The 11335-nt window shown below is 59.5% G+C and carries 11 protein-coding genes; 8 read left to right on the top strand and 3 right to left on the bottom strand.

The window, feature by feature from the left end:
• A partial coding sequence (gene ravA / locus ERD80_RS19450; RefSeq protein ID WP_136548159.1) for an ATPase RavA occupies positions 1–1186 on the bottom strand: 1186 nt, incomplete at its 3' end.
• A 299-nt stretch (positions 1187–1485) separates the two neighbouring features.
• On the opposite strand from ravA, the gene kup reads away from it, so the two are divergent.
• Positions 1486–3354, top strand: a complete 1869-nt coding sequence (kup, locus tag ERD80_RS19445) for a low affinity potassium transporter Kup (RefSeq protein ID WP_021508177.1) — start codon at positions 1486–1488, stop codon at positions 3352–3354.
• 11 nt (positions 3355–3365) lie between these two features.
• Here kup and qseC read toward each other — a convergent pair whose 3' ends face one another.
• Both qseC and qseB read right to left on the bottom strand, forming a co-directional pair.
• Positions 3366–4697: a quorum sensing histidine kinase QseC gene (gene qseC, locus ERD80_RS19440; RefSeq protein ID WP_136548157.1), complete on the bottom strand. Its 1332-nt coding sequence runs from the start codon at positions 4695–4697 to the stop codon at positions 3366–3368.
• Positions 4694–5356, bottom strand: coding sequence for a quorum sensing response regulator transcription factor QseB (qseB, locus tag ERD80_RS19435; protein ID WP_021508175.1), 663 nt, complete (start codon positions 5354–5356; stop codon positions 4694–4696). Before qseB ends, qseC begins: the two co-directional genes overlap by 4 nt.
• Positions 5357–5526: 170 nt before the next feature.
• Between qseB and ERD80_RS19430 the strand changes: the two genes are divergently transcribed.
• From ERD80_RS19430 to ERD80_RS19400, 7 genes are all read left to right on the top strand, one after another.
• Entirely contained in the window at positions 5527–5922 is a 396-nt protein-coding gene (locus ERD80_RS19430; RefSeq protein WP_058758226.1) for a NirD/YgiW/YdeI family stress tolerance protein, read from the top strand.
• Between the two features lie 172 nt (positions 5923–6094).
• On the top strand, positions 6095–6514 hold the full coding sequence (gene rbsD, locus ERD80_RS19425; protein WP_136548155.1) for a D-ribose pyranase: 420 nt from the start codon (positions 6095–6097) through the stop codon (positions 6512–6514).
• A 7-nt stretch (positions 6515–6521) separates the two neighbouring features.
• Positions 6522–8030, top strand: a complete 1509-nt coding sequence (rbsA, locus tag ERD80_RS19420; RefSeq protein WP_058781859.1) for a ribose ABC transporter ATP-binding protein RbsA — start codon at positions 6522–6524, stop codon at positions 8028–8030.
• Positions 8027–8998 (top strand): ribose ABC transporter permease, encoded by a 972-nt coding sequence (gene rbsC, locus ERD80_RS19415; RefSeq protein ID WP_021508172.1) that lies wholly within the window; start codon positions 8027–8029, stop codon positions 8996–8998. Before rbsA ends, rbsC begins: the two co-directional genes overlap by 4 nt.
• A gap of 27 nt (positions 8999–9025) precedes the next feature.
• The gene (gene rbsB, locus ERD80_RS19410; protein ID WP_021508171.1) at positions 9026–9901 is read left to right on the top strand and encodes a ribose ABC transporter substrate-binding protein RbsB; all 876 of its coding nucleotides are present in this window, start codon (positions 9026–9028) and stop codon (positions 9899–9901) included.
• 64 nt (positions 9902–9965) lie between these two features.
• Positions 9966–10895 carry a ribokinase gene (gene rbsK, locus ERD80_RS19405; protein ID WP_058770712.1) on the top strand — a complete coding sequence of 310 codons (930 nt, stop codon included), beginning with the start codon at positions 9966–9968 and terminating at the stop codon, positions 10893–10895.
• Positions 10896–10908: 13 nt separating this feature from the next.
• Positions 10909–11335: LacI family DNA-binding transcriptional regulator (locus tag ERD80_RS19400; protein ID WP_136548161.1), on the top strand; the 427-nt coding region annotated here is incomplete at its 3' end.

Genomic DNA, 11335 nt, shown 5'->3' with positions numbered 1-11335 from the left:
CGCCCGCCTTCAGCAGCCACTGATTGAGCGCATCGCGTGCCACCACCACGTGCGTGACCTGCATGTCGTGCAGCGTCAGCGGCTGCTGCAGCATCAGAGTCAGCTGTTCGTCCGTGATCGAGGCCGGTAATTCATAGTGCGGTTTGCGGCTGAACATGCCGCTGTGCTTCTCCAGCGTCAGCGCCTGCGCCACGCTCTGCTGCTGTTGCAGCGCCAGCCGGCGCGCTTTGATCTGCTGCAGCGTGTGCAGCATCGCCTGCTGCTGCCACGCGTGCTGCGTCATCAGCGCATCAATTTCACGATCCAGCAGCTGCATCGACGCCACGTCGTGCCACAGGCAATCTTTCAGCAGGATCAGATCAAGCGGGGCAATCGCCACGCGGCCGCTGTAAAACGCGCTGGCCTGCAGCAGATGGATGGCTTTTTTCCAGCGGCGATCGGAGATATACGGCGCCTCTGGCAGGTTCTCCAGCTGCTGGCGCAGCTGATAGATCAGTTCAAACACATGATCGGGCAGGCTGACCTGGCTGATGCCTTTCTGCCACTGCTGATACTCTTCATCGCTGATGCACAGCGATTCCGCCACCGGGTTGGCGTTTTCATCCTGCTGGTGGGTCAGCATGCTGCGGAAGTTCTGCTTTTCATGCACGTTGTCGAGCCACAGCCGGATCAGCATACGGTCGTACAGCGCTTCCAGACCGCTGTCGGCTTCTGGCAGTTCGTTGGAGGCGGTGACCAGCAGGCGCATCGGGATCGGCTCTTCGCTGTCGCCGTTGCGGAAGCGACGTTCGTTGATGGCAGTGAGCAGCGTATTGAGAATCGCCGGACCGGCTTTCCAGATCTCATCAAGGAAGACAATTTCGGCATCCGGCAGATAGCCTTTGGTCAGACGCTGGTAGCGGCCTTCATCTTTCAGCGCCTGAATCGACAGCGGGCCAAACACCTCTTCAGGCGTGGAAAATCGGGTCATCAGGTATTCAAAGGCACGGGCGTGCTGGAAGGCGTATTTCAGGCGGCGGGCAATCAGGCTCTTGGCGATGCCCGGTGGCCCAAGCAGAAACACGCTTTCGCCGCTCAGCGCTGCCAGCAGGCAGAGACGAATGGCATGATGCCGTTCATACAGCCCTTTCTCCAGGGCATTGCTGAGGCGAGAAATTCTTTCTGCCAAAAGATGGGGTTGAGCCATAATCACATCATTGTCCTTCTGATCCTGGTGCCGTCATATTCTGGCGAGCGCAATACTCTACTGTTTATCATGCGTGAAAGCGTTGATAGCCGTCAGCTTTTTTGTTTCAGAAGGTTGAGGTGAGGCAAATCGCGGGTTTTCAGCGCATTTCGCGCCGATTTTCGGCGAAAAAACGCTGCACAGGCGGCGTAATGCCAGACGGTAAAAGTAGGTTTTTTCGGGAATATGTGCATACTGTGCGCTTTTTGATGATCTGAGCGCCGGGCTGAGGCCTGCGCGGCTCCAACAAAAGACAACTTATGAGCTCGGATAAGAAACAGTCCCTTGGCGCAGTCACTCTGGCGGCGATCGGCGTGGTGTATGGCGATATCGGCACCAGCCCGCTCTATACCCTGCGCGAGTGTCTCTCTGGTCAGTTCGGCTTTGGCGTGGAACGCGAGGCGGTGTTTGGCTTTCTGTCGCTGATCTTCTGGCTGCTGATTCTGGTGGTTTCGCTTAAATACATCAGTTATGTGATGCGCGCCGACAACGCCGGTGAAGGCGGGATCCTGACGCTGATGTCACTGGCGGGCCGCAACACTGGCGCGCGCGCCACGGCGATTCTGGTGATCATGGGGCTGATTGGCGGCAGCTTCTTCTACGGGGAAGTGGTGATCACGCCGGCGGTATCTGTGCTTTCGGCCATCGAAGGGCTGGAGATCGCCGCGCCGAGCCTCGATAGCTACATTGTGCCGCTGGCGATTGCGGTACTGACGCTGCTGTTTGTGATTCAGAAACACGGCACCGGCATTGTCGGTAAGCTGTTTGCGCCGGTGATGCTGCTGTGGTTCATCATCCTGGCGGTGCTGGGCGCGCGCAGTATCATCAATAATCCTGAGGTGCTGCATGCCATGAACCCGTACTGGGCGCTGCACTTCTTTATTCAGTACAAAACGGTATCGTTCTTCGCGCTGGGCGCGGTGGTGCTGGCGATCACCGGCGTTGAAGCGCTGTATGCCGATATGGGCCACTTTGGTAAGTTTCCGATTCGCCTGGCATGGTTTGTGGTGGTGCTGCCGTCGCTGGTGCTCAACTATTTCGGCCAGGGCGCGCTGCTGCTGGAGCATCCGGAGGCCATCAAAAACCCGTTCTTCCTGCTGGCGCCGGACTGGGCGCTGATTCCGATGCTGATTCTCGCGACGCTGGCCACGGTGATCGCCTCGCAGGCGGTGATCTCCGGCGTATTCTCGCTGACGCGCCAGGCGGTGCGTCTTGGCTATCTGCCGCCGATGCGCATCGTGCACACGTCCGAAGAGGAATCCGGCCAGATTTATATTCCGGTGATCAACTGGCTGCTCTATTTCTCTGTGGTGATTGTAATCGTCGGCTTTGAGCACTCCAGCAATCTGGCGGCCGCCTACGGGATCGCGGTGACCGGTACCATGGTGCTGACCGCCATTCTGTGTTCAACGGTGGCGATTCAGAACTGGCACTGGAATCGCTATCTGGTGGTGCTGATTCTCATCGCGATGCTGTGCATCGACGTTTCGCTGTTCTCCGCCAACCTGGTCAAAGTATTCTCCGGCGGCTGGCTGCCGCTGACGCTAGCACTGATGATGTTTATCGTGATGACCACGTGGAAGAGCGAGCGCTTCCGCCTGCTGCGTCGTATGCATGAGCATGGCAATTCGCTGGAGGCGATGATCGCCTCGCTGGAGAAGTCGCCGCCGGTGCGCGTGCCGGGCACGGCGGTCTACATGTCGCGGGCGCTCAATGTCATCCCCTTTGCCATGCTGCATAACCTGAAGCACAACAAGGTGCTGCACGAGCGCGTGGTGCTGCTGACGCTGCGTACCGAAGATGCGCCTTATGTGCACAACGTGCGTCGCGTGACCATTGAGCAGCTGTCGCCCACCTTCTGGCGCGTGGTGGCAAGCTACGGCTGGCGCGAAACGCCGAACGTCGAGGAGATTTTCCACCGCTGCGGCCTCGAAGGGCTCAACTGCCGCATGATGGAAACCTCGTTCTTTATGTCACACGAGTCGCTGATCATCGGCAAACGCCCGTGGTATCTGCGTCTGCGCGGCAAGCTGTTCCTTGCGCTGCAGCGCAACGCCCTGCGCGCGCCGGATCAGTTTGAAATTCCGCCTAACCGGGTAATCGAGCTCGGTACTCAGGTCGAAATCTGACGCATCGCGCGTCACCAGCTGAGGGTGACGCGCAGCCCCTGCGGCTGCACCGCGCTGAAGGTCAGCCGGATGCCGTGCAGCTGAGCCACATTTTTCACAATCGACAAGCCAAGCCCGCTGCCGGTTTGCGCCTGCCCCGGCGGTCGCCAGAAGCGTTCGCCCAGCCGCGCCAGCTGCTCTGCGCTGACGCCCGGTCCGTTATCCGCGATCTCCAGCCTGCGCGCGCTGAGCCGCAGCTGAATCTCACTGCCGGACGGCGTGTAGCGCAGCGCGTTATCCAGCAGATTGCGCAGCAGTAAACCCAGCAGCAGTGGATGACCGTTCATCACCGGTTCCGCGTCAGCCGTCAGCGTCAGCCTGGTATGCTGCGCTGCCGCCTGTGCCTGGTGTTCAGTCACCAGCTGGTGCAGCAGCGGCGCGAGGGGCACCGGCTGAAATTCGCTGCGCAGATCGTCCGCTTCGACGCGCGACAGCGTCAGTAGCTGATCGACCAGCCGCGTGGCACGCAGGATGCCGCTGTCGAGCTGCTGCAGCGCATGGTTGCGCATCGCCTCGTCATCGCCGGCCAGCTGAATCACCTCACTCTGCACGCGCAGCGCCGCCAGCGGACTGCGCAGCTCGTGCGCCGCATCGGAGGTAAAGCGCCGTTCGCGCTGGACCAGCTGCGCCATGCGGGCGAACAGGCCATTCAGCGCCGCCACCAGCGGCTTCACCTCCAGCGGCAGGCGCTGCGGCGTCAGCGGGGTGGCATCATCCGGCACGCGCTGCTGCAGCGATGCAGTCAGGCGTTTCAGCGGACGCAGCTCAAACCACACCAGCGCCAGCAGCAACAGCAACATCAGCGGCATGGCCACCAGCCACGGCAGCAGGCTGCTCAGTGCCAGATCGCGTGTCATATCATCGCGATATTCCCACTCCTGTCCGACCACCACGCGCCACTGCTTGTCGGCTGAGGTCAGCCACAGCAGCCGCCAGCGATCGTCATCGCCACGCAGGCGACCATCGTGGAAGCCGTCGCGATCCGCGGTAAACGGCAAATCGCGGCCGTTTTCGCCGTCGTTCAGCAGCGGTTTGCCGTCGGCGCTGAACACCGCAAAGGCCAGCGCGTCGTCATCCTGATCGCCGCGATGGTGGCGCAAAATCGCTTTGGTTTTTGGCAGCGAGGCGGCCTGCAGGCGACTGGCATCCAGCGCCAGCAGGCGTTTGGCGAACAGCATCTGCTGGGTATCAAACAGCTCATTAACGGTGTCGCGCGTCTGCTGCCATGCGCTAAAGGTGGCGCTGGCACCACACAGAATAATTAACAGCAGAAAGCCGATGGCCAGTCGCAGAAACAGACTCATTCTGCCGCTCCCAGCGTGTAGCCAATGCCGTGTACGGTGCGGATGAACTGACTGCCGAGCTTTTTACGCAGATGGTGGATGTGCACTTCGACCGCATTACTGGAAACGTCGTCGTCCCAGCTGTACAGTTTCTCCTCCAGCTGTGCGCGCGTCAGTACGCGACCGGGATTGCGCAGGAACAGCTCCAGCAGCGCCAGCTCACGGCTTTTCAGGCTGAGCGGTTCGCCATCGACCATCACGCTGTGGCTGCCGGGAGCCATCACCAGCCTGCCGTGACGCAGCTCCGGCTGCAGCTGACCGTGACGGCGACGAATCAGCGCCTGCAGACGCGCGGCCACCTCCGTCAGCGCAAACGGCTTACACAGATAGTCATCGGCACCGAGTTGCAGGCCCTGCACGCGCTGGTCCAGCGCATCGCGTGCGGTGAGGATCAGCACCGGGACATCCGCGCCCTGCTCACGCCACTGGCGCAGGATGTCCAGCCCGTCACGTTGCGGCAGCGACAGATCCAGCACCACGGCATCCCATGGCGCCGCGTTGAGCGCCTGAAATCCGGCTTCGCCGCTGACAAACCAGTCGACGCTGAAACCCAGTTTGGTCAGGCCGACCTTCAGGCCATCGCCAATCAGCGTATCGTCTTCAATTAATAAAATGCGCATGCGTTTCTCCCGGTTATCTGGGGGTTTATACGAAGCAGATGCGCGCTTGTACAGCGTCATTCGCCCGTTTTGGCTTATTTTTCCCCTCTTTTTTTCCCTTAAGATCCTGTTAAGAACCCTGTGGTGAAATAGCTCCCGTAATCCGCACAGACATGGAAATGAGGTGAAAAATGAAAAAGAGTGCAGCGCTATTCGCCATTATCGCCCTGGCGGCAACCCCGGTGTTAGCCGCCCAGCAGGGTGGCTTTGTCGACCCGAACGCGCCAGCCGCTCAGGCTAAAGCCGGCGGTTTTAAGGCCGATAACAGCAGTGTGGTGACGGTAAAACAGGCCGAAGAGATGAAGGATGACAGCTGGATCACCGTGCGCGGCCAGCTTGATAAGCAGATCGGCGATGAAGATTATCTGTTCCGCGACAGCAGCGGCAGCATGAAAGTGGAGATCGACCACAAACGCTGGAACGGCCAGACCATTACGCCGAAGGATCAGGTCGAGTTGACCGGCGAACTGGATAAGGATTTCAATTCGATTGAACTGGACGTTAAACAGGTGCGTAAACTGCCGTAACCTCCCCTGCGGAGCCACGTCGTGGGCTCCGCCATCCCGCCAAACTCAAATTTTCCCCGGCCCAGGCGAAACGTTTCGATGGCGATCACATTTCCGTGATGCCGTCATTGAGTTGCCATGTACATTTAATACACTGCCAGACAGCGAAACGTTTCGCTGTGGAGTGGAATAAATGAAAAAAGGTCGCCTGTTAAACGCTGAAGTCTCTCATGTGATTGCCCGCCTCGGGCATACCGATACGCTGACGATTGCCGATGCGGGCTTGCCGATTCCGGCCGGTCCACAGCGCATCGATCTGGCGCTGACGCCCGGTACGCCCGAATTTTTACAGGTGGTGGAGGTCATCACGCAGGAGATGCAGGTTGAGAGCGCCCTGATAGCGGAGGAGATCCAACAACACAATCCGCAACTCCACAGCCAGCTGATCGCCGTGCTCGAAGCCTTGCAACAGCACCAGGGGAATGTGATTAGCGTTCGTTACACCAGCCATGAACAGTTCAAACAACACACTCAGCGCAGTCAGGCGGTCATTCGCAGCGGAGAGTGCTCTCCGTATGCGAATGTCATCCTGAGCGCGGGCGTCACTTTCTGAGGCCGCTATGCAACCGTTATTGCAACTCAGGGGAATTGAAAAATCATTTCCCGGCGTGAAGGCGCTCAACGGCGCGTCGCTGGCGGTCTATCCCGGGCGCGTGATGGCGCTGGTCGGAGAAAACGGCGCGGGCAAATCCACCATGATGAAGGTGCTGACCGGCATCTACAGTATGGACGCCGGTTCGCTGCACTGGCTGGGCAAAGAAGTGACGTTCTCCGGGCCGAAAGCGTCTCAGGAAGCCGGCATCGGCATCATCCATCAGGAGCTGAACCTGATCCCGCAGCTGACCGTCGCGGAGAATATTTTCCTCGGCCGTGAATTCGTTAACCGCTTTGGCCGCATCGACTGGAAACAGATGTATGCCGCGGCGGATGCGCTGTTAAAGCGCCTCAATCTGCGCTTCAGCAGCCACAAGCTGGTGGGCGATCTGTCGATTGGCGACCAGCAAATGGTGGAGATCGCCAAAGTGCTCAGCTTCGAGTCGCAGGTCATCATTATGGATGAACCGACCGATGCGCTGACCGATACCGAAACCCTGTCGCTGTTCCGCGTCATCAATGAGCTGAAAGCGCAGGGCTGCGGCATTGTTTATATCTCCCACCGCATGAAAGAGATCTTTGAGATTTGCGATGACGTCACCGTGTTCCGCGACGGCCAGTTTATTGCCGAGCGCGCGGTAAACGATCTGAGCGAAGAGGGCCTGATCGAAATGATGGTTGGCCGCAAGCTTGAGGATCAGTATCCGCATCTCGATCAGACACCGGGCGAGGTGCGGCTGCGGGTCGAGCACGTTAGCGGACCGGGCGTAGAAGATGTCAGCTTTACCCTGCGTAAGGGCGAGATTCTGGGCATTTCCGGTCTGATGGGCGCGGGCCGCACCGAATTAATGAAGGTGCTGTACGGCGCGCTGCCGCGTACGCACGGCAAAGTGACGCTTAACGGCCGCGAGATTGTCACCCGCTCGCCGCAGGACGGCCTGGCCAACGGCATCGTCTATATCTCGGAAGACCGTAAGCGTGACGGGCTGGTGCTCGGGATGTCGGTCAAAGAGAACATGTCGCTGACCGCGCTGCGCTACTTCAGCCGCGCCGATGGCGGCCTGAAGCACGCCGAAGAGCAGCTGGCGGTGGGCGATTTTATCCGCCTGTTCAATGTGAAAACGCCGTCAATGATGCAGCCGATCGGTCTGCTGTCCGGCGGTAATCAGCAAAAAGTGGCGATTGCGCGTGGTCTGATGACGCGCCCGGATGTGCTGATCCTCGACGAGCCGACGCGCGGCGTCGATGTCGGGGCGAAAAAAGAGATCTATCAGTTAATTAACCAGTTTAAAGCCGAAGGGCTGAGCATCATCCTGGTGTCGTCGGAAATGCCGGAAGTGCTGGGCATGAGCGACCGCATTCTGGTGATGCATGAAGGCCATCTGAGTGGCGAATTTTCCCGTGAGCAGGCTACCCAGGAATCCCTGATGGCAGCGGCGGTCGGTAAGCAACACAGCGAGGAGTTAGTTGTATGAGTACCCAAACCTTACCTGCCAGCCGTCGCTGGTTCAGCAAAGCCTGGCTGCTGGAGCAGAAATCGCTGATCGCGCTGATTGTGCTGATCGCCGTGGTTGCCAGCCAGAGCCCGAACTTCTTCACGCTGCCCAACATGTTCAACATCCTGCAGCAGACGTCGGTCAACGCCATCATGGCGGTGGGCATGACGCTGGTGATTCTGACCTCAGGTATCGACCTTTCGGTCGGCTCGCTGCTGGCGCTGACCGGCGCGGTAGCGGCATCGATTGTCGGGCTGGAAGTCAATGCGCTGGTGGCCGTGGCGGCATCGCTGGCGCTCGGTGCCTTTATTGGTGCCATTACCGGTGTGATTGTGGCACGCGGCAAGGTGCAGGCGTTTATCGCTACGCTGGTGATGATGCTGCTGCTGCGCGGCGTCACCATGGTTTACACCAACGGCAGTCCGATCAATACCGGCTTCAGCGATAACGCCGATCTGTTTGGCTGGTTCGGTATTGGCCGTCCGCTGGGCATTCCGACGCCGGTATGGCTGATGGCAGTGGTGTTCGCGCTGGCGTGGTACATGCTGCATCACACCCGCCTCGGCCGCTATATCTATGCGCTGGGCGGTAACGAAGCGGCCACGCGCCTGTCCGGCATCAACGTTAACCGCGTTAAAGTCATCGTCTATTCGCTGTGCGGCCTGCTGGCGGCACTGGCGGGCACCATCGAAGTGGCGCGTCTCTCTTCGGCGCAGCCGACGGCGGGCACCGGTTATGAACTGGATGCGATTGCCGCAGTAGTGCTGGGCGGGACCAGCCTCGCGGGCGGTAAAGGGCGCATTATGGGCACGCTGATCGGTGCGCTGATTCTCGGCTTCCTCAATAACGGCCTCAACCTGATGGGCGTATCGTCTTACTACCAGATGATTGTCAAAGCCGTCGTCATTCTGCTGGCGGTGCTGGTGGATAACAAAAGCAGTAAGTAACTCTGACCTTCACACAGGATTAAAGAAATGAAAAAGTTAACTGCATTGGCCGTCATCCTTGGCGCCACCCTCAGTGCTGGCGCGATGGCTAAGGATACGATTGCGCTGGTGGTCTCAACCCTGAATAACCCGTTCTTTGTGTCGCTGAAAGATGGCGCACAGAAAGAAGCCGATAAGCTGGGCTATAACCTGGTGGTGCTCGACTCACAGAACAACCCGGCAAAAGAGCTGGCAAACGTGCAGGATCTCACCGTGCGCGGCACCAAACTGCTGCTGATCAACCCAACGGATTCTGACGCGGTCGGTAACGCCGTGAAAATGGCTAACCAGGCGAACATCCCGGTGATTACGCTGGACCGTATGGCGGCGCAGGGTAAAGTTGTCAGCCACGTGGCGTCTGATAACCGCTTCGGCGGCAAAATGGCCGGCGATTTCATCGCGAAGAAACTGGGCGACGGTGCGAAAATCATCGAGCTGCAGGGCATTGCCGGCACCTCCGCTGCCCGCGAGCGTGGTGAAGGCTTTAAGCAGGCCGCTGATGCACACAAATTCAACGTGCTGGCCAGCCAGCCGGCCGACTTCGACCGTACTAAAGGTCTGAACGTGATGCAGAACCTGCTGCAGGCGCATCCGGACGTGCAGGCAGTTTTTGCCCAGAACGACGAAATGGCGCTGGGCGCGCTGCGTGCGCTGCAGACCGCAGGCAAAACCGACGTGCTGGTGGTGGGCTTTGACGGCACCGCGGACGGCGTGAAGGCGGTAGAATCCGGTAAACTCAGCGCGACCGTTGCACAGATGCCAGACAAGATTGGTATGATTGGCGTCGATACCGCAGATAAAGTTCTGAAGGGCGAAAAAGTGCAGGCGATCAACCCGGTTGACCTGAAACTGGTTACTAAATAAAACCCAAAGAAAAGCATGGCAACGCGCCACCCTCGCGGTGGCGCAACTTCTTGGATAACTCCCTATGAGCAAAAGCGCAAAACTGGCGGTACTCGGCAGCATCAACGCCGACCACATCCTCAACCTCGCCCATTTTCCCCGTCCGGGTGAAACGGTGATCGGGAAACAGTATCAGGTTGCCTTTGGCGGTAAAGGGGCCAACCAGGCCGTCGCGGCTGGCCGTGCCGGCGCTGACATTGCTTTTATTGCCTGCGTGGGTGCAGATGACATCGGCGAACGTATTCGCCAGCAGCTGCAGCAGGACCAGATTGATACCGCTCCGGTGGAAACCGTGGCGCAGGAAGCCACCGGCGTGGCGATGATCTTCGTGAATGGCGAAGGCGAAAATAACATTGGCATCTACTCAGGCGCGAACGCGGCGCTGACGCCAGCCTGTGTGGAGCGCCACCAGCAGGTAATTCGTTCGGCCGATGCGCTGCTGATGCAGCTGGAGTCGCCGCTGGACAGCGTGCTGGCCGCGGCCCGCATCGCGCGCGCCAGTCACACTCAGGTGATCCTCAATCCGGCGCCGGCGACCCAGCTCTCTGATGAGCTGCTGGCGCTGATCGACATTATTACGCCGAATGAAACCGAAGCGGAAATCCTCACCGGCATCGCCGTCAACGACGACGACGACGCGGCGCGGGCAGCCCAGGCGCTGCACGCCAAAGGCATCGATACCGTATTGATTACGCTGGGCCGGCGCGGCGTATGGCTCAGCGAGCAGGGCCAGGGACAGCGTATTCCCGGCTTCAGCGTGCAGGCGGTGGATACCATCGCTGCCGGTGATACCTTCAACGGGGCCTTCATTACCGCGCGGCTGGAAGGCGTGGCGATGCAGGATGCGGTTCGCTTTGCCCATGCGGCGGCAGCCATTGCCGTGACGCGCCCGGGCGCACAGCCCTCAGTGCCATGGCGCACTGAGATTGACGCATTCCTGCAGCAACAGGGTTAAGCGCTTGGCTACCATGAAAGATGTCGCCCGCCTGGCGGGCGTCTCCACCTCCACCGTTTCGCACGTTATCAACAACAACCGTTTTGTTAGCGAACAGGTGCGCGACAGAGTGGAACAGGCGATTCGCGAATTAAACTACGCGCCGTCGGCGCTGGCGCGCAGCCTGAAGATCAAGCAAACGCGCACCATTGGCATGTTACTGACCGCCAGCAGCAACCCGTTCTACTCGGAAGTGGTGCGCGGTGTAGAGAACAGCTGCTATGAACGCGGCTACAGCCTGATTCTGTGCAATACCGAAGGCGATGAAGAGCGCATGAATCGCAGCCTTGAAACGCTGATGCAGAAGCGCGTTGATGGCCTGCTGATGATGTGCACGGAAACCCATCTGCCCTCCGCCGACATCCTTAATCGCTATCCTTCGGTGCCGATGGTGATGATGG

Source organism: Pantoea sp. R102 (assembly GCF_004916815.1).
Lineage (GTDB): Bacteria > Pseudomonadota > Gammaproteobacteria > Enterobacterales > Enterobacteriaceae > Pantoea > Pantoea dispersa.
Note: the sequence above shows the minus strand (reverse complement) of the source record. Positions and strands in the feature narration are given on the sequence as shown.

Bases quoted from the DNA above. Each gene is read 5' to 3' on its own strand.
- ERD80_RS19430 (WP_058758226.1), top strand. From the start codon at position 5,527: ATGAAAAAGAGTGCAGCGCTATTCGCCATTATCGCCCTGGCGGCAACC.
- rbsC (WP_021508172.1), top strand. From the start codon at position 8,027: ATGAGTACCCAAACCTTACCTGCCAGCCGTCGCTGGTTCAGCAAAGCC.
- rbsA (WP_058781859.1), top strand. From the start codon at position 6,522: ATGCAACCGTTATTGCAACTCAGGGGAATTGAAAAATCATTTCCCGGC.
- kup (WP_021508177.1), top strand. From the start codon at position 1,486: ATGAGCTCGGATAAGAAACAGTCCCTTGGCGCAGTCACTCTGGCGGCG.
- qseB (WP_021508175.1), bottom strand. From the start codon at position 5,356: ATGCGCATTTTATTAATTGAAGACGATACGCTGATTGGCGATGGCCTG.
- qseC (WP_136548157.1), bottom strand. From the start codon at position 4,697: ATGAGTCTGTTTCTGCGACTGGCCATCGGCTTTCTGCTGTTAATTATT.
- rbsK (WP_058770712.1), top strand. From the start codon at position 9,966: ATGAGCAAAAGCGCAAAACTGGCGGTACTCGGCAGCATCAACGCCGAC.
- rbsD (WP_136548155.1), top strand. From the start codon at position 6,095: ATGAAAAAAGGTCGCCTGTTAAACGCTGAAGTCTCTCATGTGATTGCC.
- rbsB (WP_021508171.1), top strand. From the start codon at position 9,026: ATGAAAAAGTTAACTGCATTGGCCGTCATCCTTGGCGCCACCCTCAGT.